We start from the raw sequence: 24,207 nt of genomic DNA on the forward strand, positions 1-24,207 counted from the left end.
GGGGTTGAGGAAACATCAGGCACCCGGCAATTCGGCGAACGGTCTGGGTGGTGGGACATTGCCGAGCACCTGCCGGGTCAGCTCCAGTCCCCGCTGGTCGAGGTCGGCGATGCGGTCCGAGCTGGACCTCAGCCCACCCCAACGGTCGACGACGGCGGCCCACTCCTCGCGCAGAGCAAAGGTGGGACGGGCGACCAGGCAATCGGGGTCGTTGACCCAGAACCGGCCATGCTGCCACGCGCGGGCAGTGGTTCCCATGGCGCCGCGGAGTTCACCCGCCGCATCCTGAGCGTGTTCGTGGAACGTATCGGGGGAGACGCGCATCCCGTCGAGAAGCCCCACGCTGGGCAAGATGGGTGCACCGCAGCCCAGCAGGAAGCTGTCGGGCCCGACGGCGTCGCGGATCAGTTCCAGCCCCGACCGGTAGGCGTCAACCGCCGTCGCCTCCCCATGCCGGGCACCGGGGAGGGCACCGCCGTAGAGGAAGTCGAGTTTGAAGTAGTCGAAGCCGTCGTCGCGCAGGCCCCTGAAGGTGGTCCACAGGTAGTCCTGCAGCCCCGGCTGGGTCAGGTCCAGTCCACGGAAGTCGTGTCCCCAGTTGAAGCCTGCCTCGTCCATCAGCCAGTCGGGATGATTGAGGGCCAGCTCGCTGGTGGGGCTGGCGATGAAGGGGGCCAGCCAGATACCCGCCCGGCGGCCGGTCCCGCGGATGCGTTCAGCCAGGCCGGGCAGGGAGCTGAACTTGTGGTGCAGGGGAGTCCAGTCGCCGATCCCGGCTTCCCACCCATCATCGAGCTGGATGACCTCGACGGGGAGCGCTAACCGGTCAATGGCCTGAAGATTCTCGATGATGTCCTGTTCCACCACGCCCTCGAAGTAGCGGTACCAGCTGCACCACGCCGTCGGCGGTGTCGTGAGGGTCGGCACACCGGCCGTTGCGGCGAACCGGTCGCCGAACTGGGCAAGCCCGGTCGCGGCGTCGGTGGCGTCGAACGCGGTGACGGGGCCGGAAGCGGTGATCCGCAGGGTCTGACCCACCAGCTCAGCCCTGATGGAGGGAATGTCGTCAGGGGTTGGCGCCCCGTAGACGCGCATGGGTGCGCCGGTTCCCGGGTCCACCAGCAGCAGCCCCTCGGCGTGGAACCCGGTGGCGGGCTGCTCGGCGCCGGCGCGGAACCGCATCCGGTGGCGGAGCATCGACTCCGGCCGCCGGGACGTCTCGGTGACCCCATAAAGGGTGGTGGGGCTCCAGCTTTGCCAGCCCTCCTCATACACGCGGCCACGGTTGAGTGAGACGGCGACCTCGTCGATCAGGGTGTAGGTCATGGGAAAACTCGCTTCACTCTAGAGCCGCAGGGACAACGGCTGGCGTGCCCCCGCGGGATCGTCGGCGGAGGTGCGGGCGGCAAGCATCAGTGCAAGCGAGGCCACATTGTGGGCCGCACTGTTGAAGGGCTGCCGGTCCTCCGCAATGGCACACATCAGCTCACCCATCGCGCCAGCGAACCCGTCCACAAACCATTCGCCGTCCAGCGCATACTGCGTCACGACGTCGTCCCGCTCGAGTTCCAGCCGATCCGATCCGCCCAGCACACTGCCTCGGAGGGTGCCTGCTGTCCCGTGGATCCAGAACGGGCAGGACGGCTTCCTCGTCTTGACGTCGCCGACCACCCGCAGCAGGGCCTGCGCGCCGTCGGCGCACGCCACCTGGATCGACGCCGACCACTGGTTTTTTGCCGCCGCCGGTTGCCCCGGAAGCCGCGCGTCGGTGGCCTGCACCCAGGCCAGGCTCTTGCCGCCCAGCCAGCAGCGGGTGATGTCGATCCAGTGCATCAGGTAGTCCGTGATCAGCATGTGGGGAAGGTCGTCGAAGGGGGTCCCGACGATCGGGGGGAGGGGCTTGTCGTGCAGGTGGGTCACGCCGACCACCTCGCCGATCGCACCGTCCTCGACGAGTAGGGTCGCCAACCGCCAGGCCGGAGCCCAGCGGGCGTTCTGGTTGACCGCGATCAGCACCCCGCGCTCCGCGGCATCGGCGAGGATGGGCGCCAGCGCCTCCAGGTCTGTGGTGAGAGGCTTCTGTGCCAGCACATGTTTCCCGGCTGTGACGGCTGCCTTCAGCCAGACGAGCCGGTCAGCTGCCGGGGTGGCGAGGTCAACGATCCCGACGTCGGGATCCTCCAGCAGCTCCTCCGGCGTCGCGTAGACGCGCCGGACCGACGGGAAGCGATCGGTGATTCCCTCGGTCGTGGCGGGGGTGCGGCTCCACACCCCGGCCAAGTCCAGGTCGTACTTCTGATAGGCGGGCAGATGGGCGGTCTGGGCGATGGCGCCGCACCCGAGAATCCCGATGGCAGGTTTGGTGCCGGTGGGGAACTGCGGGCGGTAATCGGGTACCGGTGTCATGGGGTGCCCCGTTGCATGACAAGGGCCAGGCCCGTCCACGACTGGGGGACCGCGCCCAGGCCCTCGCCCGTTTCCGGGTTCCAGTACTCGGCCCAGCCGCTGTGCAGAGCCGCAGTGGTGGTCTGTGCGGTGAGCCGGGCTGCGGCGTCGGCCCGTTTCCACCGCAGCTGCGCGAGCCACAGCAGGTAGTTCAGCGGCGGCCAGGCGGGACCCCGCCAGTACATGCCGGGATCGTAGGAGGGGTGGGTCCGTGCCACGTTGGTGGGCCCGAACGGGCTGCCGAACCGGGCCGGGTCCTCCAGTTGGTTCAGGGCCGCGGCGGCCTTCGCCCAGTCCGAGGTCACCAGGGCGCCCATCACCCCGTCGCTGGTGGGGTACCGGGTGGACGGCCCGCCGCCCACCACTGCCAGATCCGACCAGAGCTGTTCCTCCTCGTCCCAGAGGTGGGTGTCGATCGCGGCGCTGAGCCGTTGGGCGCGGGCCGTGAGATCGCCGTCGTCGAGCGCCTTTCCGAGCTCGGCCAGGTTGAACGCCACATAGGCGTTGAAGCTGGCGGAGCAGGTGACGAAGCTTGAGGACCACTGCGCGGCGCCGTCGTCGGCGAAGGAAATGTCGTGCACCCGCTCCTTGTTCCAGGCGGTCCGGGCGGGCCGGCTGTAGTTGTCCTTGGTCCGCCCGGGTGCGCCCCAGTCGTCCCACCGGGGTGAGTGGTCGTTGCCGCCTTCCCACGGGTGAACGATGTAGATCAGGCCGTCGTCGGTGCGCCGGCGGTCCCACAGCCAGTCGAGACCCTTCCTCGCCCTGGCCTTCGTCTCGGGCGAGGGGTTCAGGCCCAGATCCTGCAGCACCTTCACCGCGTGGCCGAACATCGGCGGCTGGGTGAGGGATGACGACGACGCCAATGGTCCCAGCCAGGTGTCGGCCGGGTCGATGCCGTACCGCATGTGGGGGACCATCCCATCGGGGAGTTGTCCCGCCAGCACCGCCTCGAGTTCGAGCAGCGCCCGGCTGTCCCCGAGCGTCGCCCAGATGATCGAGTGGAAGCAGGAATCCCACAGCCACAGGTGGGGGTAGGTGTCGGGGCTGGGCACACACCAGCCGCGGTCGCTGTCCCAGTGCGCCTCGAGGAGTGAACGGACCTGCGCGCTGAGGTCCCCGGGGGGCTGCTGTCCGCTCACCGTTCCGGCGCCCCGTCGAAGCGGAGCACTGTTTGAAGGGTTTCCGGTGCGCCGTCGTCGAGGCGTCGGAAAGCCTCAGCGACCTCGCTGGCGTCCACCACATCGGTGATCAGCGGGGCAACGTCGACGGCGCCTGCCGCCAGTTGCCCCATGAAGACCGTCACCAGCCGGGCGGGGGTCCAGCGGGCGCCGAGGTTCGCAGGCGTCCCACCGATCTGGCTGGCAATGATCCGGACCCGGTTGTGATGGAACTCCTCGCCGAGGGAGAGGTGCCCGCCGCCGCCCTGGTAGAAGCCGGCCGCGATCACCCGACCATCGACTCCCACCGACCGGACCGCCTCATGCAGCGCGCGGTAGCTGCCGCTCAGGTCGATGGCAACGTCAACACCCGCCTGGCCGGTGAGGTCGCGGATCTGCTGGCCGGCGCCGGCGGGCGTATCGGCGGCGACGACGTCGTGGGCGCCCATAGCCAGCGCGAGGGCCCGGCGGGCTTCGAAACCGTCGACGGCGATGACCCTCGCCCCGCTCAGGTGAGCCAGCCGGGTGGCGAGCAGCCCAATGACCCCCTGCCCGAAGATGGCGGTGTCCTCCCCGAGGTGCAGGTTGGCTCCGAGCACGGCGTTCAGGGCGATTGCCCCGACCCGCGCGAAAATGCCGTGCAACGGGTCAAGGCCGGGCGGGATCTGCTTGCCGGCGACGGCCTGGGCGTTGAGCACTGCCTCGCTGCGGTGCCCCCAGATTCCATAGACAACGTCGCCGACCGCCACTCCTGACACGTCAGGGGCGGCCTCGACCACCTCGCCGACCTCGGAGTAACCCCACCCGGCCACCGGGTAGCTGAACGACGGCGCTCCCTCGGTGAACAGCCGGCGCTCCACGTCCCAGGTCTTGGTCAGGTAGGGGTTCGACCCACGGTAGGCCGTGAGTTCGGTGCCAGCGGAAATCCCCGAGTACCAGGTGCGGATGCGGACCGTGCCAGGCATGAGCTGCTGCTGGTCACAGTCGACGAGTTCGACCGATCTGGGCGCGGAGAATTGCACGATGTTGGGCATAACTTCTTTCGTTGTAATGAGTGGTGGGTCAGCCCTTCTCCGCGCCCGCCGTGAGTCCCTCGGTGAGAAGGCGCTCGGCCGCGAAGAAGATGATGATGATCGGCAGGGTCAGGATCACCGATCCGGCCATCAGGACGGTGGTGGGTACCTCGATGCTTCCCGCGAGCTGTGACAGGCCCAGGGACACGGTCCAGTTCTGTCGGGATTCAACGAGGAACAGCAGTGCGAACAGGAACTCGTTCCACGCGATCATGAAGATGTAGAGGCCGTTGGACACGATTGCTGGCATGGCCAGCGGGAGGCTGATCCGCCGCATAATGGTGAAGCGGTTGGCCCCGTCGATGGACGCCGCTTCCTCGAGGCTGATCGGAATGGTCTCGAAGTAGTTGCGCAGCATGTAGATGCTCACGGGCACCACCTGCGCCACGTAGACCAGGAGCAACCCCAGCAGTTCACCCCGCAGGCCGATGCGGGTGAAGAACACGAACAGGGGGATCGCGAGCAGGATGCTGGGAAACAGGTACACGGCCAGGAACAACGCGCTGACCTTCCGCCGGCCGAAGAAGTCGAGGCGGCTGATGGCATAGGACCCGGGGATCGCCAGCAGGAGCGTCGCGAACACGGTGCCCACGGCCACCAGCGCACTGTTGCGCATGAAGATCAGGAAGCCCTGCCCGCCCTCGGACGGGTTCTGCAGCACAGAGGTGTAGGTGTCCAGGCTGAACTCGCTGGCGGAGACCCAGAGCGACCCCGGGTCCTGCAGCAGGCTCGAGATCGGGCGGACCGACAGGATGATCATGTAGTAGAACGGGAACAGGGTGACGAGGAGGATCCCGGCGATGACCACCCATCTCAGGATGGTCAGGATCAACGTCTCCACCCGGTCGCGTGACCAGGGGCGTCGGGCAGCGATGGCGCCGCGTTCACGACGGGTGCGCACGTTAGTCGACATCAGCTGACCTCCTCTTTCTTCGCAAAGAACTTCAGGTAGATGCCCACCAGGACTGCCAGGATGGCGGCGAGCACCACTGCCTGGGCGGCCGCGGCACCAATGTCACCGCGGGAAATCAGGAAGTTGTAGACGCGGACGGCCACCACTTCGGTCCCGGCTCCACCGCCCGTGAGCAGGTAGATGTCATCGAAGCTGTTGAAGGTCCAGATGAAGCGCAGCACCGAAAGCACCGCGATCGTGGGGAGAAGCTGGGGCAGCAGGATGTAACGGAACCGCTGGGTGGGAGTAGCGCCGTCAACCCGTGCTGCCTCGTCGAGGCTCGCGGGGACCGCCTGCAACCGTGCGGTCAGGAACAGGAACGCAAACGGGAAGGACCGCCAGGCTTCGAAGGCGATGACGGTGAAGAGCGCCGTCGGGACGGTGAAGGTGATCCCCAGGAAGGACACTTCGCGCTGGCGTTCGCTCAGAAAGGGCACTGCCTCTTCCCAGCCGAGGAAGGTGGTCCCCCAGTGGTTGATGATGCCGAACTGCGGGTTGAGCATGGTGGTCCACACGAACGTCACCGCAACGATCGGAGCCACGTAGGGGATCAGGGTGGCGGCCCGGACGAAGGTCCTGCCGCGGAAGGGCTTACGGAGGGCGAGCGCCGTGACCAGTCCCAGGCCGATTGCCAGTCCGGTGCCGGCGACCGAGTACACCAGGGTGATGATCAAGGCTTCGAGGAAGCCGGGGGAGGAGAAGACTTCGGCGAAGTTGGAGACCGTGTAGTTGCCCAGGACCCCCGCGGTGCGGAGGTTCAGAAGCCTGATCTGTTGGAAGGAGAGCATGATCGTCCACAGGATGGGGATCACGATCAGGACCAGCACAATGATTAGGGTGGGCGAGATCAGGGTGAGACCAGCCCGCTGTTCCGCCTTCGCCATCGACGACCGTTTGTTACGGGTGCGCTGCACCGGCGCGCTGTCGCGTGCCGGTGCAGCGCTGTCCCCGCGAGGGGTGGTACTCACTCCAGCGAGTCCTGAATGGAACGCAGGGTCTCTGCAGCCTGTTCAGCCGCAGTGGCCGGATCCACTCCGCCGTTGGTCACCTCGGCGACCGCGTCAGAGATGGGCAGTTCGCCCAGTGCGGCTCCAGCCAGGTCACCCTGGCCCTGCGGGATGCCCCACAGCAGCAGGTCGTCAACACCAACCTGCAGGGCTTCGAGCACGTCCTCGGAGTAGAAGTCCTCGAGGGGAGCCTTGGTATCGACCCCCACCGGGAGGGTCTGCCAGGCATCCGAGAACTCGGTGGGATTCTCGGCAGTGCCGAACCTGACGGGCACCTTTCCTTCGGGGGCGATCGCCAGCCAGTCGACATAGCCGTCGCTCATCATGTATTCGACGAACTGCTTGGCAGGCTCGGTATCGGCGCTCGCGGTGATGGACCAGTTGGTGATCTGGCCGAACTGGGCCGGAGTGTCGCCGTCCGGCCCCAGGATGGCGGGCACCACTCCGGTATTCTCGGCCAGGAACGCCGGGTTGTCGGCGCACTCCGGGCAGGTGGGCAGCGCGTCCGCCCGCAGTCCTGCCATCTCGTCGAGGACGAAGGTGGACCAGATGAACATCGCCGACTGGCCAGCGAAGTAGTTCGCGCGGACCGTGTCGACGTCCTGGGCTCCGGAGACCGAGTAGTTCCCGATCAGGTCACCGTAGAACTCCAGTGCGCCGACACATTCAGGGCTGTTGAAGGTGATTTCTCCCGCTTCGTCGACCATCTCGCAGCCGTTGCCGAGCGCCACGTGCTCGATGGTCTGCTGGGTGAAAGCATCTCCCGGGGAGGTGGCGCCCACGAACCCGGCCATTTCGGGTGAGTCCAGGGCTTCGGCGGCGGCCAGGATGTCGTCGTAGGTTTCGGGGGCGGCCAGCCCGGCTTCCTCGAAGAGGTCGGTGCGGTAGTAGAGGAGCTGCGCCCAGGATTCGCCGGGAATGGCAAGGAGTTCGTCGCCGTCGCGGTTGAGTTCCAGTGCCCGCGGGGAGAAGGTGTCTTCGCCCAGCGCATCCAGCACCTCCTGGTTGGCCTGGGCGTTCACCAGGTCGTTGGCGGCGAGGGTCCGCACCTGGGTGAGGCCGATGGACCCCATGACGTCAGGCAGTTCGCCGGCCGCCGCACCGGAAGTGAGGACCTGGTTGAACTGGTCCTCGGCGACGCCGACGAGTTCCACCTCGATGCCGGTCTCCGCGGTGAACGCGTCGATGATTTCCTGGGTGGCTGCAACGCGGTCGGGGATGGTGTCAGTGGTCTGGACGGTGATCGACTCTCCGTCGCTTTCCCCCTCACCGCCACTGCCGCAAGCGGCCAGTGTGCTCATGACCAACGCCGCCAGTGCGACGGTCGTGACCACATTCCGTTTGGGGATCCTACTTGTCATTCGAAGCTCCTATTCGCTGTACACGGAACACCCTTGTCCATGCGCACCATTGGTTAGGTGACACACTGCGTTCCCGCTATCGGGATGCCCTCGTCGCGAGGGGATGTGGCCCCCGCCATGAGTGTTTGGGCCCACGGTGAGACCCTCATCACAAACTTATGTCTAAACAGTAGCCTCAGGCTAACTAGCTGTCGAGCATTTATGTATAAGTTGTTACCAAATTGGATGTACACACTGGGCAGATCGCGGCAAGCTGTGGGGAAGCGGGATATTCTTACACGGCACCTAAGGAGTAGCTGATGACGACTGGACCGGGGGAGTTCTTCGACCTGATTCGCTATGGTCATGCACGGACGCGGGGAGACCTCCAGGCGGTCACCGGGTTGTCGAGGATGACCGTTGCCCAGCGGGTGGACGCCCTGCTCTCCGCCTCGCTGATCCGGGAGGCAGGCTCGGACCGCCCGTCGGGAGGTCGCCGTCCCACCCGCCTGGAGTTCAATACCGAGCACTCGTTGGTTGTCGCTGCAACCATTGACACCACCCATTCACGGGTGGCGCTGACCGACCTTGCTGGACTGATGCTGGCCGAGGAAAGTATTGACCTCGCCGTGGTTGACGGCCCGGAAAAGGTGCTGCACGGCATCACCGAGGCGATTCACCGGCTGCTGGCCCAAACCGATACAGCGGTCAGCGGGGTGTCGGGGATCGGCATCTCGGTTCCCGGCCCGGTGGATCCGCGCTCCTCCCGTCCCAGCCAGCCGCCGATCATGCCCGGATGGGATGCCTACCCCATAGCCGAGTACCTCCACGACGCGGTGCCGGTTTCGGTGCCAGTGCTGGTGGAGAACGACGCCAACGCGATGGCCATTGGCGAGCACAGCGTCGGGTTCAAGGACTGCCCCTCCCTGGCGCTGGTGAAGATCTCCACCGGTATCGGGACGGGGATTGTGATCAACGGACGCGTCTACCAAGGGATTGACGGCGGTGCCGGGGATATCGGTCATGTGCGGTTGGGGGACCACCCCGATGTCATCTGCCAGTGCGGTGCCCGCGGGTGTCTTGCAGCGGTGGCGAGCGGCCGGGCGATTGCCCAGAAGCTGACCGCTCTCGGTATTAAGGCGTCCTCAGGACGGGACGTGGGGGATCTGCTGGCCCAGGGGAACGTGGAGGCGCTCCGGCTGACCCATGAGGCAGGGCGGCGCATCGGTGAGGTGATGGCAACCCTGGTTTGCCTGATCAACCCGGGGGTGCTCCTCATCGGCGGTCCGCTGGCCTCCTCGTCCCTCCTCAGTGGCGTCCGGGAAACCCTGTACCCGATGTCGCTGCCGCGGGCCACGCGCAACCTCGATGTCCGGCTGGCAACCACCGGCGACATGGCAGGCATTACCGGGCTGACCCGCCTGGTCGTGGACAAGGTTTTCTCCAGCAGTGCCGTCAATGCCCGGCTGAACGAACCGGACTTGGCCCCCGCACGTTAGCGCTGGAGGTCAGGACTGCTGGCTGGAACGGCCCGGGCCGTGGCAGCGACGGTCTCCGCCAGGCAGGCGTGGCCCGCGTCGTTCGGGTGCACCGTGTCGGCGTCGAGCATGAGTGTCGGGACCCAGCGGTCGGCCACCGCCACTGTCGCGCGTGAGTGACCTGCGGCGACCCGATCGAGGATCAGGTTGTACTGGTCGATCAGGGTGTTCGAGCCGCGGTGATGCGGCGCATGCCGGCTGAAGTCGAGGAGGTGGGGCTGGGCCACAGCGATGACGGGCGCACTGGGGGACGTTCGGCCGAGGGTAGCGAGGATGCTGTGCAGCGATTCCTCATAGCGCCGGGCCGACGGCGCCGAGTCCCCGCCGAGTCGCAGATCGTTCAGCCCGGTCATGAGCAGGTAGCACTCCGCCACCGGGGGTGGTTCAGTGGCGAGCAACTCGGCGGTGCTGACGCTGGCGCTTCCGCCGGCGGCGCGGTTGTCGAGGAGAATTCCCAGTTGTCTGGCCGCGAGCGTGGCGAAGCTGGTCTCCACCGAGGAGGCGCCATCGCCGTCGACCCAGGAGTGACCATACGCCACCATCAGAGCCATGATGAAGCACCTCTTTGTTCGCCCACATTAGGAGCCTTCCTGCTGACAACAGCAATGGTAACGTTATCAGCCAGAGTCCACGAGGGGGTTCCGATGGCAGCATCCAGCAACGAGAAATCCGGCTACGGGAAGTTTCCGCGTGTGATTGTGCCTGCAGCCAGCGGGGCCGGGGCCGGCCGGGTCTGGGCTGGCACGGAAGCGTGGGCTGAGGTGGCGCGTCACGCGGGGGCGCACGGCTCCTCAGTGCCCATTGTGGTGGACACCTATCCCGGGGTGGACCTCGACGAGCTGGAAACGTTCATCCGCCAAGCCCTACCGGGGTACCTGGTCCTGAATGTTGAGGCGCTGGCGGCACGGCCCATCACTGAGATCGACACGATGATCGCCACCAACCTGACCGACGATCGCGTCTTCGGTGTGCTGAGTCATCACCGGCTCGTCGACTTCTATCTGGAGGACCGGCTGGCCGACGTCGCCGCCCGGGTGGATGCGTCCGAATCCCCGGTGGCCCTGGTGGGGTGGGGTGCGGCCCTGGTCCCCCTCCGGGAGCGGATCCTGGTGCTCGCCGATCTGGCGCGCTGGGAGATCCAGCAGCGACAGCGCGCGGGCGCCCCCAACTGGCGCAGCGCCAACGGTGCCGAGGACAATCTCCGCAAATACAAGCGCAGCTTCTTCGTGGAGTGGCGGGTGGCGGACCGGCACAAACGGGACCTGTTCCCCGCACTGGACTACGTCCTGGACACCAATGGCGGTGTCAGCGGCGGGAAGGTCATCAGCGCCGACACCTTTCACCGCGGGATGGCGGCGGCGGTATCCGGGCCCTTCCGGGTGGTGCCGTTCTTTGATCCCGGGGTGTGGGGCGGCCAGTGGATGAAGGAGGTGTGCGGTCTGGATCCCGACGTCGAGAACTACGCCTGGTGCTTCGACTGCGTACCCGAGGAGAACAGCATCCTGCTCGACGTCGACGGCGTCGTCGTGGAGCTGCCGGCCCTCGACGTGGTGCTCACGCAACCGACCGCGCTCCTGGGGCAGCTCACCCGTGCCCGGTTCGGCGCCGAATTTCCCATCCGATTCGACCTCCTCGACACGATGGGCGGAGGGAACCTGTCCCTGCAGGTGCACCCGCTGACCGAATACATCCAGGACCGGTTCGGCATGCCCTACACGCAGGACGAAAGCTACTACCTGCTCGACTGCGATGAGGAAGCGGTGGTCTACCTTGGCCTGAAAACCGGGGTGGACGCGCAGACCATGGTGGGGGCGCTGAAGGACGCGTCCGACGGCGGTGGCTCCTTCCCAGCGGAGGACTTCGTGAACGTGTTCCCGGCGAAGAAACACGACCACTTCTCCATCCCGGCGGGCACAGTGCACTGTTCGGGTGCCAACTCAATGGTCCTGGAGATCTCCGCAACCCCCTACATCTTCACTTTCAAGATGTGGGATTGGGACCGGGTGGGACTGGATGGCAGCCCCCGGCCGATCCACCTTGACCATGCCCGCCGCAACATCCAGTGGGACCGGGATACCGAGTGGGCACGCCAGCAGCTCCTGGACCAGGTCCGGGTGGTGGACTCCGGCCCAGGATGGACCGAGGAGCACACCGGGCTCCACGAGCTGGAGTTCCTCGAAGTCCGCCGGCACTGGTTCACTGAGGCAGTCCACCACCACACCCGCGGCACGGTGAATGTGCTGAACCTGGTGGAAGGAGCCGAAGCCGTGGTCGAGAGCCCCGACGGTTCCTTCGCACCCTTCACCGTCCGGTATGCGGAAACGTTCATCATTCCAGCCGCAGTGGGGGCGTACACCCTCCGCCCATCAGGGGCAGGGGTTGGACAGCGTTGCGGCACGGTGAAGGCGTACGTCCGGGGCACCCACACCGACGCTTGCATCCAGACTGACGCCGGTCCGGACCGCGGAGAATCACCCTCATGACCGGGTCCGTGCCGAACGCCCCGCGGATCCCGACCGTCAGGGATGTCGCGGCGCTCGCCGGGGTGAGCCCGATGACCGTGTCCCGCACCATGTCCGGCGGGCAGAACGTCAGCGCCGAGGTGCGGACGCGGGTCCATGCTGCCGCCGACCAGCTGGGGTACCGGCCCAACCAGAACGCCCGCAACACGCGGTTGCGCCAACCCACCGGTCTGATCGGGGTGGCGGTGACAAACCTGGGGAACCCCTACTACGGACAGTTCGCGCTCGGGATCGAGGACGAGGCTGCCCGGCACAACCGGCACATCCTCATCGGCAACAGCCGGGAAGATCCGCTGCGGGAAGCCGAACTGCTCGACGGGTTCACCGGGCGGCAGGTTGAAGGACTGATAGTGGTGCCCGCCGGGAATGGGCTGGGCTTTGCGGACCGGCTTGGTTCCTTGCCGCGGGTTCCGTTGGTCCTGGCCACCCGCTCCATCGAAGGACTGGAGAAGGACACGGTGCTTGTTGACGACGTCGGCGGCGCCCACGCTGGCACGGCATCCCTGATCGGGGAGGGCCATCGGCGGATTGCTTTCCTCGGCGACGTTGACGGGATTCCGACCGCCCGCCGGCGCTTTCAGGGGTTCACGGAGGCGTTGGCGGCCGCCGGGATCCCCTTCGACCGCGCACTGCTCGCCCCGGTCCGGGACACCGCGGCTGCCTCTGTGGCGGTGCAGCAGTTGCTCGGACAGCCCGACCCGCCCACCGCCTTCTTCTCGGTCAACAACCGCACCACCGTCGGTGCGCTGAGGGCGCTGAGCGGGCATCGGTCAACGACGGGGGGTCGTGCCTCAGCTCTGGCCAGTTTCGACGATGTGGAGCTGGCGGACCTGTTGGGCATCCCGCTGACGGTGATGTCTCACGACCCGCGGGCCCTCGGGGCCCAGGCGGCGTCGTTGCTCTTCGACCGCCTTGCCGAAGACCGCCTTCCCGAACATGGGCCGGCTCGCCCTCGGCTGGTGCAGATGCCCGTCACGGTACGGCGCTACCCCTCCCCGCCGAAGGGTTAGATCTGCCGACTTCACCGGCGCCCCGACCCGCCAGAGCTCACGCTTCGGCGGAAGCGGGGACGTAGTAGCCCAGATCGGGAAGGTAGGTGTTGATGCGGCGGGCCCGTTGCACTTCGTCTCGGCTTAGCTCAGCGACCAGCAGTTCCTCGTCCTGGTCCGCCAGCGCGAGGACGTTTCCGTGCGGTCCAACAATGCAGCTGAGACCGGTGAAATCCGGGGGAGTGTGGTTGGCGTAGGCAATGTAGATGCCGTTCTCCAGCGCCCGACACGGCACCATGATCGTTGAGATCCGCTCGGCGTTGTACGTCTGCTGGGAGGGGAAACCGTCCACATCGCCCGTATGTGGCACCGCAGTCGGAATCAGGAGCGCGTCGGCGCCGCGTACCGCAGCTGCCCGGGCAAACTCCGGAAATTCGATGTCGTAACAGATGCCCAAGGCCAGGCGAAGGCCTGCGTACTGGAACACCTCGGCTGGCTCGGACCCCGGCATGAAGACCGACTTCTCTTCCTCCCCGAACAGATGAGATTTCCGGTAACGCGACAGCTCCGTACCGGCGGGGTCAAAGAAGGAAGCACTGATGTACCGCAGGCCGTCAGCCTGATCAACGCTGGACCCGACGATAGCTATCCTGTGACGCTGGGCAATAGCTGCCAGCCCCCGGCGCACCTCACCGCCATCCAGGGTGTGAATTTTCGCTGGTGCATAACCGGTGGCGAACAGCTCCGGGGTGACGACGACGTCGATCCCCTCCCGGGCGGCCCGGGTGGCCGTCTGATCCAACCGCGCCAGATTCTGTTCACTGCTGCCTACCGTTCCGGTAGCTTGCCAGACGCCGATCCGAACCACGATGCCTCCTTCATATAGAAAAGCTTTCGCCAATTCTATTGACACTTCGATGCCTTTGGGTCTCTTATGAACCTGGAAACCGAAACATATTCGATTAGTTGGTAAGGAGACCGTCGTGGCTAGAGATTCCGCCCAGGTACAGCAGGAATTACATCGTCGCATCGAGGAAATCAGGACGGTCGAGGGAGCCGATCCGGCGCGGCGTGCGCTCAGCCGCGCCGACCTGGTCATGTATGTCGGCGCCACCGTCCTGATCAGCCTGCTCGGCGTGCTGGTGATGGTCCTGTGAACCGGCCCAAGGACACCGCAACCGAAGAAATCGAGAATGCCAACACCTTTGGATCCCTTCCCCTGCTGAAATCCGAGCGGGTCTGGAGCGCACTGGACTTCAGCTGGGTGAACGTTGCCCTGGCGATCGCCACCTGGGCCTTCCTGGTGGGCGGAGCGACCGCGTCATTCGTGGGTTTCCAGCAGGGTATTGCGGCGATGATCATCGGCAACGCGATCGGGCTGTGCTTCATGGTGCTCGCCAGCACGGTAGCCAGCCAACGGTACGGCGTCGAGCAGTACACGATCCTCCGGCCGGTCTTCGGAGTGGCGGGCGTTGCGGCGCTGGTCTTCACCGTCGTGTTGATCACCGAGATGGGATGGTCCTCGCTGCTGGGCATCATGGTGGGCCGGGCAACGACCCAGGTCGCCGGGGTGGCTACCGGGATGGAGTTCGACGAATACGGGCTGATGGTTACCGCGGGAGCGCTGGTGGCCCTGGCCATCGCCTGGTACATCCTCTCCCGTGGCCCCATCACGATTGGTCGCCTCAACAAATTCATCGCCCCCGGGCTTCTGGTGATTACCGCCCTCCTGATGGTCTTCCTGGTGGTCAATACCTCATGGGCTGACCTGTTGGATGCCGGACCGCTCGCACCCTTCGATGACCCACAGCTGAACTTCATGATCGCCGTCGAGTTCAACGTTGCGGTGGGTGTGTCCTGGTATCCGGTGATGGGCTCTTTGGCGCGCATGACCACGTCGCCCAGGGCCGCCATCTGGCCTGCCTACGGGGGACTGCTGATCGCCACCCTGCTCGCGCAGATTGTTGGGATGGGCGCGGCCCTCACCCTGGGGGACTCCGATCCCACAGTCTGGATGATCCCCTTCGGCGGTCCGCTGCTCGGAGCCTTCATCCTGCTGTTTATCTGCTTCGCCAACATCACCAGCATGTCCTCGATCGTCTACTCAACAGTCCTTGCCCTGCGCCAATCCAGTGGCGAGCTGCTCACCGGCCTGCACTGGAAATGGCTGTGCGCGGGATTCTTCGTATTGCCCGCACTGCTGGCCTTCTTCCCGCAATTTATGTACGAGCGTTTTGTCCTGTTTGTCACGCTCAGCGGTGCATTCCTCGCCTCCATGTGCGGTGCGATTATTGTTGACTATTTCATTTTGCGTAAGCAGCACATCGACCTGTCCGAGCTATACGCACCGGGAGACCGGAGCGCCTATCACCTGCCGGGCGGGGTCAACTGGGCGGGGATCGCGGCCGTGCTTGCCGGCGCCGCGTTCTACCTGTGGATCTACAACCCCGTCACGCTTGCAACCCAGCCAATCTTCAACATCATCTCCGCTTCCCTGCCCGCCGCCGTTCTCGGCGGGATCGTGTACTGGATTCTGGCCGTGGTGCTGTACAGGAATCGCGGCGTCGGCGGATTCCAGCTCGCCGCATCCCACAAGCAGAAAGAGCCACGTTCATGAGCATCAGTTCACGCGCTGCAGTGCACCGCGGCGGACCTTCGTTGGAGATCACGCAGGTAGAGGTCGCTGCGCCCGGGCCAGGGAGCGTCCTGATCCGGCTGGGAGCCTCAGGGGTGTGCGGTTCCGATCGACATGTGCTCGACGGCGAGTGGGAGATGCCTTCCCCCACGGTAATGGGCCACGAGGGCGCGGGAGTGGTGGAGGCGATCGGCGAGGGTGTCGAGGACGTGGCAGTCGGGGACCATGTGGTCCTCAGCTGGTTCTACCCCTGCCGGCGCTGTACTGCCTGCCTTTCCGGCCGGGCCTTCGTCTGTACCGGAAGCCGCTCCGAGGAATGCGTCCTGCCGGATGGCAGCACGCCACTGTCGGAGAACGGCACACCCGTGTACCCCTATCTTGCGGTCGGGTCGATGAGCGAATACACGGTGGTCCCCGAATCAGCGGCTGTGAAGATACCGTCGGACGTGCCGTTTGATGTTGCCTCACTCCTCGGCTGCTCGGTGTCTACCGGTGTGGGAGCAGTCGTCAACGATGCGATGGTCGCGCCGGGCAGGTCGGCCGTCGTCGTCGGGACCGGCGGAGTGGGACTGTCGATCATCATGGGCCTGAATCTGGTGGGAGCGTACCCGATCATTGCCGTCGACCTCAGTGAGGAAAAGCTGGCGATAGCCCGGCGCTTTGGGGCCACGCACTCAGTGATCTCCGGGCCTGACAGCCAGGAGCAGATCCGGAGCATCACCGGGGGTGGAGCTGATTACGCGTTCGAGGCGATCGGACGCAAGGACACCATCGAGTCGCTGCCGGGCCTGTTGGTGCGCGGTGGCACCGCAGTCCTGGTGGGCCTGCCACCGGCTGACCAGACCATCAACTTCGATGGGCTGGCACTGGCCGAGGGCGGGATCAGGATCGTCGGATCCAATTACGGTTCAACGGTTCCCGGCCGTGACTTTCCGCGGTTGGCCGCGCTTTACCTGGCGGGCAAACTTCCGGTGGATGAGCTGATCTCGGATCGGATCCGCCTCGATGATGTCAACGAGGCCTTCGAGGCGATGCGCCGGGGCGAGCGGGCCCGCAGTGTCATAGTGTTTTAGCTTTCCGCAACCACTAAGGAACTCCATGGCCAGGCCAACTACCCAGATCCTTACGCCTGGCAAGATTTTCCGGGCGGCTCTTGAACGGTTTGACGAGCGACAGGAATTTTCCATCCCTCAACTCGCCAAACGGCTGGGCGTGAGTCCGTCCTCCCTGTACCACCATGTGAAGGGAGGACGGACCGAGATTATCGAGGGGATCCGTTCCCTCATCAGTCAGGACGCCCATGACCGTGGGGATTTCCCGCCGGGGGATGGCAGCTGGCAGGAGCAGACGCGCCGCTGGGCGATCAACTACCGTTACGCGCTCGGGCTTCACCCGATGGCTATTCCGGCCCTTGTGGGTGAATCGGTCGACGACGCGCCTACCCTCGAGATCTACGAAACGTTGGCGCAGATCCTTGAGTCGGCAGGATTCCGGGACGACCGACTTCTGGACGCTCTTTCCCTCATCGATCTGCTGGTTCTCGGCTCAGCGATCGACGCGGGATCTCCCGAACCGCCGTGGGAGCCGTCGGAGACCGACTATCCCTCCCTGTCCCGGGCGCTGGCGGCTCAGACCGGTGCCCGGCGACAGGACAGGGCCTTCACGCTTGGCCTTGACGCGGCCATCGCCGAACTGGACCGCCAGTTGACCACTCGCCCCTACCCGCCGAAGAGTTAGATCGGGCGACTCATCGGCGCCCTCACCCGCCCGGGCTCACGCTTAGGGGGAGGGGACAGGGGATGGTCGGGTCAGGCGTTACTAGTTCGTCGGAACGGGAGCCAACGGTGAGATGAGCTGTTCCTCACGCAGCGCGTCCCAGAAGGCGGCCGGGATCGTCTCCTGGAGTGCGGCGAGGTCCTCAGCGATGCGGCTTGGCTTGGTGGCACCTGGGATCACCGCGGCCGTTGCCGGGTGGGCGAGCGAGAACTGCAGTGCTGCCGCTTTGATGCCGATCCCGTGCACAGCAGTCAGCGCCTTGATGCGTTCCACCTTGGCGATGATCTCGGCTGACGCTTCCTGGTACTCAAAGTGCTTGCCGCCGGCGAGAATGCCCGAGCTGTAGGGCCCGCCCACCACGATATCGACCTGCCGCTCGACTGCAGCCGGGAGCAGACGCTGCAGGGCGCGATCATGGTCAAGGAGCGTGTACCGTCCGGCCAGCAGGAAGGCATCGGGCTGGGGCTCATCCAGGTCGAGGGTCAGTTCCAGCGCCTCCACGCGATTGACGCCGACGCCCCATCCCTTGATGACACCCTCGTCCCGCAACCGGGTCAGGGTGCGGAATGCACCGGTCCGGGCCGATTCGAACACGGACAGCCATTCGTCACCGTAGAAGTCCTGGGCGATGTCATGAACCCAGACAATATCCAGCCGGTCGGTCTGCAGTCTCTTGAGGCTGTCCTCGATGGAACGGAGGGTGGCGTCTGCCGAGTAGTCGTTGACCACCTTGTTCGGGCGGCCGTGGGCGAACAAGCCGCCTTTCTCCCCCAGATCGCGGGCTGAGACGTCCTCCGTCTCGTCGAGGATCACGCGGCCCACCTTGGTGCTGAGCACGTAGTCGTCCCGGGGATACGCGGAGAGTACGTCGCCGAGGCGGATCTCGGCGAGTCCGGCACCGTAGAACGGTGCGGTGTCGAAGTACCTGATGCCCTGGTCCCAGGCGGCTGTGACGGTGGCCGCGGCCTCTTTCTCGGGGATGGCCCGGAACATGTTGCCGAGCGGCGCAGTGCCGAACCCAATGGGTGCCGACAGCAGGGATGTGATCGTCATGGAGGGGTTTCTCCTTCTGGGAGTTCGGCGGCGTCCCGCGCAGGTTTGGCGCAGGTTCTTCAAAGTAAGGCGCCTTCGCATCTAGGCGGGGTTACAATGGAAAAACCGGCGCGAAGGTGGCAAACGTGAAGAACAACAACACTGATTAAGCATATCGGTCGGGCTGGGCGGGTCTGCGCGAACCTCTGACACCCCACATGTTGGTCTCTCATTCACTACTCTTCTTTGTCGGCTTCGATTTTTCGTCAGCCGGTTTCACAGAGCAGGTCACCCTGCACTTAGCGACATCCTGGCCTGAACTCTCGTCCAAGATTCATCCGTATGCCCCGGTCGTTCCGGCACTCTCGCCGTGGAAGCACCTCGCTGTTCGAAGAAATCGGACGCGCGGGACTTCAGACTTCCACCGATTCATCCGAAAGCGAATTGCCCACATGCTCGACCCCGCAAGTGATTCATCCCCCGCCTTTTCTTCGGACACTCAGTACACCCAGGAATACACCGACTTCATGGCCGGGCACAGTGCCCGGTCTTATGTGCTTGCCCTCGAGGACGTCCGTCGCGGCATCGGTGACCAGCCCACCCGGGCTGCGGCCGAGGCCGGACTGGCCCACCTGATGAGCCACGACCCCCTGACCGGGTTGGTCAACCGGCCCGGATTCCTTTCCGATTTGTGGGTCCTGCTCGCGGAAAGTAGCGCTAACCAGTCGTCAGTGGGTGTCCTGATTCTGGATATTGACCACTTCATGGCGGTCAATGAGGGCCTGGGCGTCGCCGCCGGCGACGAGGTGCTCCGCATCGCGGCATGGCGGCTCGGTTCAACTGTGAGCAACACAGCGGTTGTCGCGCGCCTCGATGGTGACGAGTTCGCGGTAGTCGACACCTATGCCGACACAGCGGCGGCGTGTCAGGTGGCGGCCTCGCTGCTCGCCGCACTGAACGCGCCAATGATCATCGGCGACTCCACGCTCGATCTTTCGGCCAGTATCGGCTTCGCGATGGCTGGCCCCGGCGATACCGCCGACGGAGTGCTGGGCAGGGCCACCACAGCGGTGAACCGGGCGAAGAAGCTTGGCCGCAACCGGTTCGAAGTTGAACTTGCCAGCACCACGGATCCAACGGATGGTCGGCTCAGGCGCCGAAGTGAACTGCGGCAGGCAATTGACGACGACGAGCTGCTGCTCTTCTACCAGCCGCAAATCGACCTGGCCAACGGGCAGATGAGCGGTTTCGAAGCACTGGTCCGCTGGGATCATCCGGACCGGGGACTGCTTGACCCGGCAGCCTTCATCGATTTCGCTGAGGAGTCAGGGCTTATCCTGCCGCTCGGCGCGTGGGTCATCAACGCCGCAGTGGCGCAGCAGGCTGACTGGCACCGCTCCTCACCCGGCCGGGCGCCGGTACGCATGTCAGTGAACATCTCGGCCATCCAGTTGAACGACCCCCATCTGGCGGACATCGTCACCTCGGCCCTGGAACGCCACAAGGTGGCCGCAGGACTGCTCACTCTTGAGATCACCGAGACGGCGCTGACGGTTGACCCAGAAAGTGCGCTCCGAACCCTCAATATGCTCAGCGCGTTGGGCGTCAGGTTGTCCATTGATGACTTCGGCACCGGCCACTCCAGCCTGGTCTACCTGCGGCGCTTCCCCATCGATGAGCTCAAGATTGACCGCTCGTTCATCGCCGGTCTCACCTCGGATACCAAGGACCACGCGATCGTGACCTCCTGCATCCAGCTTGCCCACGCAACGAACATGTCTGCAGTGGCCGAGGGCGTCGAAACGGCCGACCAGTTGGAAGCCCTGCTGGAGCTCGGCTGCGACCTGGCTCAGGGTTACTTCTACACCCGGCCCATGACTGCAGTTGATCTGGAGCCCTGGTTCGTTCCGCGTCCCGACAACCAGATCCTGTCCCGGCAGCAGCTCACCGGCTAGTTACGCCGCAGCATTACCCGCGGTGCAGCATCACCGTCGAGGTGTCGAAGTCCACCGGAGCCGACGTGTGTTCGTGGATGATCTTCCACTTATCGTCGGTGTTCTTGAGCACCCACGTGAGCCGGTTCTGCATTGACCCTTCCTCAGTGCCGTCGGGGCTGAGGTCCCGGTAGGTGATGATGGCGTTCACCGTCGCGAGGTCGTCACCCCCGATGATGCTGACATCGTCGAAGCCGACGCCCACCCGCTGGGCGCCCAGGGACGCGAACCAGTCAGCGACCGCCTGCCGCCACGCGGGAGCACCCTCGTAACTCCACACGCCCCACAGGTCGAACAGCCGTACGCCGTCGTCGTACAGGCCGAGCAGTGCATCGACGTCCTTGGCGAATACCGCCGCTGCGTAGCGCTCCGGGAATTGATCAACCGTCAGTGAATTCATGGGAGCGAGTGTGGCACATCCGCAGCCGGAGCGGAACGGAAAGCACAGGTTAACCTCCAGGAGCGGCCCCCATTGGGAGGCCGCGCCTGGCGTGGTGTTTCGGTGGACGCCCCGGTCGGGTTAGACGAACAGGTACAGGATCCAGACCAGGCCGAAGGCCATGAATCCGATGGCTGTCGCGATGACCGACCAGGTCATCAGGGCCTGCTTGGTGGTCATGCCGAGGAACCGGCTCACCAGCCAGAACCCGGAGTCGTTGACGTGGGAGAACGTAATGGCTCCGGCAACAATCGCCACGACCAGGCAGGCGAGGGCCAGCGGACTGGTTTCGCCCGAGGCGGCGACGGCGGGTGCCATCAGGCCGGCGGCGGTGGTGCCGGCAACGGTCGCCGAACCCTGGGCCACACGCATGATGACGGCAATCAGGAACCCGGCGAGGATGAGGGGCAGGCCGATCGCGTCGAGCCCGTCAGCCATCGCGCCACCGATACCGGTGGCTGTCAGGACGCCGCCGAACATGCCGCCCGCGCCGGTGATGAGGATGATCGAGCAGACGGGTGCCAGCGCGTCGTCGACCAGGTTCTCCAGCGCGCCGTCCAGCTTCTCGGTACGGCGACGGATCACCAGCAGGTACATGGCCAGCAGCGTGGAGATCAGCAGGGCAATCGGCGTGTTTCCGATGAACACCAGGACGTTCACCCACAGCGCGTCTTCCGGCAGGGCGCCAGCGGTGCCCAGGGTGTTCAGTCCCGTGTTCATGAAGATCAGGACCAGCGGAAGCAGCAGCACCAACAGGACGGTGCCGAACTTCGGCGGGTTGGGGTTGTCCTTGGGAGGCTCGCCCAGGAGATTGGGTACCGGCATATCGGGGTGCTGCCGGGCGAGAACCAGGGCCAGACGGTAGCCGGCCACATACCAGGTGGGAAGACCCACGAGCAGGGCCACCATCAGGACCAGGCCGACGTCGGCGCCCAGAATTCCGGAGGCGGCAACGGGGCCCGGGTGGGGCGGAACCAGGGCGTGCATCATCAGGAACGCGCCGGTTGCGGGCAGCGCGTACAGCAGCAGTCCGCCGCCCAGGCGCCGTGCAACGGTGTAGATGATCGGCAGCATCACAATGAAACCGGCATCAAGGAAGATGGGGAAGCCGAAGAGCAGCGACGCGACCGAGAGGGCCAGGGGAGCGCGCTTTTCGCCGAACCGCTTCAGCAGGCTGTCCGCGAGGACCTTGGCGCCACCCGAGGTTTCAACGATGCGGCCCAGCACGGCGCCGAAGCCCACCAGGAGCGCAATGTTGCCCAGAGTGGTGCCGAACGGCCCCACCAGAGTGGCCAGGAGCTCGTCGGCGGACACGCCCGCCACCACCGCGGTGATGAGGCTGACGATGATCAGCGCGAAGAAGGCGTGCATCCGCACCTTGATGATCAGGAACAGGAGCACCACGATGGATGCCACCGCGATGCCCAGGAGGGCGGGGATCGGTAACCCGCTGGTCACCGCCTGGGTTGTCATGGGTATTAAGGGCATGTCAAAACTCCTCTTCGCAACTACGTTGGTGCTTGGGTAGACGGCTTCCGCACGGTGCTGGAGCCGCCGGTCGTTAGATGGTGGTGCCCGGTTAGGAGGTCCGGGCGTCCGTTCTGGCCAGTGCTTCATCGAGCACCAGGCCAAAGTTTTGTGGCTCATGCGCGAACCGGCCCAGGAACAGGCCGTCCACGGCGTCCAGCCGGGGCAGCAGGCCGGGACCGGCACTGCCGCCGTAGATGATCGTCGCGCCCTGGCCGTCGCGGCCCGAGTCCAGCTGGGCGCGCAGCCCGGTGACGACGTCGTTCACGTAGTCCGCCGGGGCGGGTTCAGCGGCGCCGATCGCCCACACGGGCTCGTACGCGAGGACGACGTCGTCAATCGCCGCGTTCCCGAGCACTGCGTCCACCTGGGCCCGGCAGAAGTCAGCTGCGTCCGACGCGCTGGTCCGCTCCGCTTCGCCGACGCACAGCAGGGGTGTCAGCCCGGCGTCGACGGCGGCGGCCACCTTCAGCCTGGTCACCGCATCGTCTTCGCCGAACAGCCGACGGCGTTCCGCGTGTCCCAGCTCCACCAGGCTCACGCCGAGCTCGGCCAGGAGTCCCGCACTGACCTCACCGGTCAGCGCGCCGTCGGCGGTGCTGCAGTTCTGTGCACCGACACGCACCCCGGTCCCGGAGAAGATGCGCTGGGCACTCTCCAGAACCGGGAACGACGGCGCCACGAACGTGTGGACCAATCCCGCCAGCGCGGGGCGCGCCAGTACCTCGGCGCGGATCCCGTCCATCCAGTCAAGGCTCTGCTGGTAGCCGAGGTACATTTTGGTGCTGACCCCGATGTACTGGGGGCGTGGAGCGGTCATGGGTGCCGGCTCAGTTCAGTGGTGCAGGACCGAGGTCCTTCATCAGCTGCTGCATCGCGACGTACGCCTTGTTGCGGTACGCGATCAGCTCGGGGGTCCGGTCGGCGGGCACGTTGAGGAAGCCGGCGCCGGTCTTGGTGCCGAGCTTGCCGGCGTCCACCAGGTCGGACAGCACCTTCGGGGTGGCGAACCGCTCCGGGAAGTCAGTCTGCAGCGACTTGTAGCAGAAGTTGTAGACGTCCAGACCGGCCATGTCGGCGATCGCGAACGGCCCGAAGAACGGCAGCCGGAAGCCGAAAGTGGTGCGGACCAGGGTGTCGATGTCCTCGGGCGTGGCGACTCCCTCTTCCACCAGCTGGGTGGCTTCGTGGAACAGCGCGTACTGGAGCCGGTTCAGCACAAACCCGGTGACATCCTTGACGACTGCGGTTTCCTTGCCGGTCTCGTGGACAATTTCCTGTGCGGTGGCCACTACGGCGTCGGAAGTGCCGGTGTGGGGGATGATCTCGACGCCCGGGATGAACGGTGACGGGTTGGAGAAGTGCACCCCGAGGAAACGCTCCGGGTTGGTGACCGACTTGGCCATCTCGCCGATGGAAATGGTCGAGGTGTTGGAGCCGATGATGGCGTCTGCCGGCGCCGCGGTGCTGATCCGGGTGAGGATGTCGTTCTTGATCTCCAGGACCTCGGGGACGGCTTCGACGATGAAGTCGGCGTCGGCGACGGCGGCTTCCACCGAGGCGGCGGCAAAGATGTTCTTCTCAATGGTCTCGGTGGCGCCGTCAGGGAACAGTCCGGCCGAGACGAAGTCGCGGGACTCTGTGATCAGACGCTGGTAGCTCTTCTGCGCGACCTCCTCGGAGATGTCCGAGAGGGCCACCCGGGCGCCGGACAGGGCCAGCACCTGGGCGATGCCGCCGCCCATGTAGCCGGATCCAACAATTGCAACTGTGCGTGTCAT

Annotated in this window: 22 protein-coding genes; 8 read left to right on the forward strand and 14 right to left on the reverse strand. The window is 65.6% G+C overall.

Translation table 11 applies throughout. The features are described from left to right. Window positions 1-15 precede the first annotated feature (15 nt). From HMI57_RS03240 to HMI57_RS03270, 7 genes are read right to left on the reverse strand one after another with little or no spacing between them, the layout of a single operon-like run. Complete coding sequence (locus HMI57_RS03240; RefSeq protein WP_171584466.1) at window positions 16-1,326, reverse strand: glycoside hydrolase family 36 protein; 1,311 nt, start codon at window positions 1,324-1,326, stop codon at window positions 16-18. A gap of 18 nt (window positions 1,327-1,344) precedes the next feature. After that, on the reverse strand, window positions 1,345-2,406 hold the full coding sequence (locus HMI57_RS03245; RefSeq protein WP_171584467.1) for a Gfo/Idh/MocA family oxidoreductase: 1,062 nt from the start codon (window positions 2,404-2,406) through the stop codon (window positions 1,345-1,347). Next, entirely contained in the window at window positions 2,403-3,584 is a 1,182-nt protein-coding gene (locus HMI57_RS03250) for a trehalase family glycosidase (protein WP_171584468.1), read from the reverse strand. Before HMI57_RS03250 ends, HMI57_RS03245 begins: the two co-directional genes overlap by 4 nt. Beyond that, on the reverse strand, window positions 3,581-4,636 hold the full coding sequence (locus tag HMI57_RS03255) for a zinc-binding alcohol dehydrogenase (protein WP_171584469.1): 1,056 nt from the start codon (window positions 4,634-4,636) through the stop codon (window positions 3,581-3,583). The genes HMI57_RS03250 and HMI57_RS03255 overlap by 4 nt, the downstream gene beginning before the upstream one ends. A 28-nt stretch (window positions 4,637-4,664) precedes the next feature. After that, window positions 4,665-5,588: a carbohydrate ABC transporter permease gene (locus tag HMI57_RS03260; RefSeq protein ID WP_171584470.1), complete on the reverse strand. Its 924-nt coding sequence runs from the start codon at window positions 5,586-5,588 to the stop codon at window positions 4,665-4,667. Next, on the reverse strand, window positions 5,588-6,595 hold the full coding sequence (locus HMI57_RS03265; protein ID WP_346655121.1) for a sugar ABC transporter permease: 1,008 nt from the start codon (window positions 6,593-6,595) through the stop codon (window positions 5,588-5,590). The genes HMI57_RS03260 and HMI57_RS03265 overlap by 1 nt, the downstream gene beginning before the upstream one ends. Then, the gene (locus HMI57_RS03270) at window positions 6,592-7,995 is read right to left on the reverse strand and encodes an extracellular solute-binding protein (RefSeq protein ID WP_171584471.1); all 1,404 of its coding nucleotides are present in this window, start codon (window positions 7,993-7,995) and stop codon (window positions 6,592-6,594) included. Before HMI57_RS03270 ends, HMI57_RS03265 begins: the two co-directional genes overlap by 4 nt. Window positions 7,996-8,294: 299 nt before the next feature. Here HMI57_RS03270 and HMI57_RS03275 point away from each other — a divergent pair, with 299 nt between their 5' ends. Further along, entirely contained in the window at window positions 8,295-9,473 is a 1,179-nt protein-coding gene (locus tag HMI57_RS03275; protein WP_171584472.1) for an ROK family protein, read from the forward strand. Here HMI57_RS03275 and HMI57_RS03280 read toward each other — a convergent pair. Next, window positions 9,470-10,063, reverse strand: coding sequence for an SGNH/GDSL hydrolase family protein (locus tag HMI57_RS03280; protein ID WP_171584473.1), 594 nt, complete (start codon window positions 10,061-10,063; stop codon window positions 9,470-9,472). The genes HMI57_RS03275 and HMI57_RS03280 overlap by 4 nt on opposite strands. 93 nt (window positions 10,064-10,156) lie before the next feature. Between HMI57_RS03280 and HMI57_RS03285 the strand changes: the two genes are divergently transcribed. Both HMI57_RS03285 and HMI57_RS03290 read left to right on the forward strand, forming a co-directional pair. Continuing rightward, on the forward strand, window positions 10,157-11,995 hold the full coding sequence (locus HMI57_RS03285) for a class I mannose-6-phosphate isomerase (protein WP_171584474.1): 1,839 nt from the start codon (window positions 10,157-10,159) through the stop codon (window positions 11,993-11,995). Further along, window positions 11,992-13,044, forward strand: coding sequence for a LacI family DNA-binding transcriptional regulator (locus HMI57_RS03290; RefSeq protein WP_171584475.1), 1,053 nt, complete (start codon window positions 11,992-11,994; stop codon window positions 13,042-13,044). Before HMI57_RS03285 ends, HMI57_RS03290 begins: the two co-directional genes overlap by 4 nt. Before the next feature lie 37 nt (window positions 13,045-13,081). Here the strand turns inward: HMI57_RS03290 and HMI57_RS03295 are convergent, their stop codons facing one another. Continuing rightward, a complete protein-coding gene (locus HMI57_RS03295; protein ID WP_171584476.1) occupies window positions 13,082-13,891 on the reverse strand; it encodes a nitrilase-related carbon-nitrogen hydrolase in 810 nt (269 codons plus the stop codon). Between the two features lie 115 nt (window positions 13,892-14,006). On the opposite strand from HMI57_RS03295, the gene HMI57_RS03300 reads away from it, so the two are divergent. The 4 genes from HMI57_RS03300 to HMI57_RS03315 are packed head-to-tail and all read left to right on the forward strand — an operon-like array spanning window position 14,007 to window position 17,395. Next, entirely contained in the window at window positions 14,007-14,180 is a 174-nt protein-coding gene (locus HMI57_RS03300; RefSeq protein ID WP_171584477.1) for a hypothetical protein, read from the forward strand. Further along, entirely contained in the window at window positions 14,177-15,640 is a 1,464-nt protein-coding gene (locus tag HMI57_RS03305) for a cytosine permease (RefSeq protein ID WP_171584478.1), read from the forward strand. The genes HMI57_RS03300 and HMI57_RS03305 overlap by 4 nt, the downstream gene beginning before the upstream one ends. After that, on the forward strand, window positions 15,637-16,731 hold the full coding sequence (locus HMI57_RS03310) for a Zn-dependent alcohol dehydrogenase (RefSeq protein ID WP_171584479.1): 1,095 nt from the start codon (window positions 15,637-15,639) through the stop codon (window positions 16,729-16,731). The genes HMI57_RS03305 and HMI57_RS03310 overlap by 4 nt, the downstream gene beginning before the upstream one ends. Window positions 16,732-16,756: 25 nt before the next feature. Continuing rightward, window positions 16,757-17,395, forward strand: a complete 639-nt coding sequence (locus HMI57_RS03315) for a TetR/AcrR family transcriptional regulator C-terminal domain-containing protein (RefSeq protein WP_171584480.1) — start codon at window positions 16,757-16,759, stop codon at window positions 17,393-17,395. A gap of 81 nt (window positions 17,396-17,476) precedes the next feature. Here the strand turns inward: HMI57_RS03315 and HMI57_RS03320 are convergent, their stop codons facing one another. Then, window positions 17,477-18,487 carry an aldo/keto reductase gene (locus HMI57_RS03320; RefSeq protein WP_171584481.1) on the reverse strand — a complete coding sequence of 337 codons (1,011 nt, stop codon included), beginning with the start codon at window positions 18,485-18,487 and terminating at the stop codon, window positions 17,477-17,479. A gap of 506 nt (window positions 18,488-18,993) precedes the next feature. Here HMI57_RS03320 and HMI57_RS03325 point away from each other — a divergent pair. Then, on the forward strand, window positions 18,994-20,421 hold the full coding sequence (locus HMI57_RS03325) for a bifunctional diguanylate cyclase/phosphodiesterase (RefSeq protein ID WP_171584482.1): 1,428 nt from the start codon (window positions 18,994-18,996) through the stop codon (window positions 20,419-20,421). A 13-nt stretch (window positions 20,422-20,434) separates the two neighbouring features. Here HMI57_RS03325 and HMI57_RS03330 read toward each other — a convergent pair whose 3' ends face one another. The 4 genes from HMI57_RS03330 to HMI57_RS03345 form a co-directional block, all read right to left on the reverse strand. Further along, the gene (locus HMI57_RS03330; RefSeq protein ID WP_171584483.1) at window positions 20,435-20,860 is read right to left on the reverse strand and encodes an SgcJ/EcaC family oxidoreductase; all 426 of its coding nucleotides are present in this window, start codon (window positions 20,858-20,860) and stop codon (window positions 20,435-20,437) included. Window positions 20,861-20,980: 120 nt separating this feature from the next. Continuing rightward, on the reverse strand, window positions 20,981-22,387 hold the full coding sequence (locus HMI57_RS03335) for a gluconate:H+ symporter (protein WP_228720902.1): 1,407 nt from the start codon (window positions 22,385-22,387) through the stop codon (window positions 20,981-20,983). 91 nt (window positions 22,388-22,478) lie between these two features. After that, window positions 22,479-23,246 carry a triose-phosphate isomerase family protein gene (locus tag HMI57_RS03340; RefSeq protein WP_171584484.1) on the reverse strand — a complete coding sequence of 256 codons (768 nt, stop codon included), beginning with the start codon at window positions 23,244-23,246 and terminating at the stop codon, window positions 22,479-22,481. Window positions 23,247-23,256: 10 nt separating this feature from the next. Further along, the gene (locus HMI57_RS03345) at window positions 23,257-24,207 is read right to left on the reverse strand and encodes a 3-hydroxyacyl-CoA dehydrogenase family protein (protein WP_171584485.1); all 951 of its coding nucleotides are present in this window, start codon (window positions 24,205-24,207) and stop codon (window positions 23,257-23,259) included.

This window comes from Arthrobacter sp. 260 (genome assembly GCF_013116745.1).
In the GTDB taxonomy this organism is placed as follows: Bacteria; Actinomycetota; Actinomycetes; order Actinomycetales; family Micrococcaceae; genus Arthrobacter_D.

Coding starts and splice junctions, on each gene's coding strand:
- HMI57_RS03240 (WP_171584466.1), bottom strand. CDS start 1,326: ATGACCTACACCCTGATCGACGAGGTCGCCGTCTCACTCAACCGTGGC.
- HMI57_RS03245 (WP_171584467.1), bottom strand. CDS start 2,406: ATGACACCGGTACCCGATTACCGCCCGCAGTTCCCCACCGGCACCAAA.
- HMI57_RS03255 (WP_171584469.1), bottom strand. CDS start 4,636: ATGCCCAACATCGTGCAATTCTCCGCGCCCAGATCGGTCGAACTCGTC.
- HMI57_RS03260 (WP_171584470.1), bottom strand. CDS start 5,588: ATGTCGACTAACGTGCGCACCCGTCGTGAACGCGGCGCCATCGCTGCC.
- HMI57_RS03270 (WP_171584471.1), bottom strand. CDS start 7,995: ATGACAAGTAGGATCCCCAAACGGAATGTGGTCACGACCGTCGCACTG.
- HMI57_RS03275 (WP_171584472.1), top strand. CDS start 8,295: ATGACGACTGGACCGGGGGAGTTCTTCGACCTGATTCGCTATGGTCAT.
- HMI57_RS03280 (WP_171584473.1), bottom strand. CDS start 10,063: ATGGCTCTGATGGTGGCGTATGGTCACTCCTGGGTCGACGGCGATGGC.
- HMI57_RS03285 (WP_171584474.1), top strand. CDS start 10,157: ATGGCAGCATCCAGCAACGAGAAATCCGGCTACGGGAAGTTTCCGCGT.
- HMI57_RS03290 (WP_171584475.1), top strand. CDS start 11,992: ATGACCGGGTCCGTGCCGAACGCCCCGCGGATCCCGACCGTCAGGGAT.
- HMI57_RS03310 (WP_171584479.1), top strand. CDS start 15,637: ATGAGCATCAGTTCACGCGCTGCAGTGCACCGCGGCGGACCTTCGTTG.
- HMI57_RS03315 (WP_171584480.1), top strand. CDS start 16,757: ATGGCCAGGCCAACTACCCAGATCCTTACGCCTGGCAAGATTTTCCGG.
- HMI57_RS03320 (WP_171584481.1), bottom strand. CDS start 18,487: ATGACGATCACATCCCTGCTGTCGGCACCCATTGGGTTCGGCACTGCG.
- HMI57_RS03325 (WP_171584482.1), top strand. CDS start 18,994: ATGGCCGGGCACAGTGCCCGGTCTTATGTGCTTGCCCTCGAGGACGTC.
- HMI57_RS03330 (WP_171584483.1), bottom strand. CDS start 20,860: ATGAATTCACTGACGGTTGATCAATTCCCGGAGCGCTACGCAGCGGCG.
- HMI57_RS03335 (WP_228720902.1), bottom strand. CDS start 22,387: ATGCCCTTAATACCCATGACAACCCAGGCGGTGACCAGCGGGTTACCG.
- HMI57_RS03340 (WP_171584484.1), bottom strand. CDS start 23,246: ATGACCGCTCCACGCCCCCAGTACATCGGGGTCAGCACCAAAATGTAC.
- HMI57_RS03345 (WP_171584485.1), bottom strand. CDS start 24,207: ATGACACGCACAGTTGCAATTGTTGGATCCGGCTACATGGGCGGCGGC.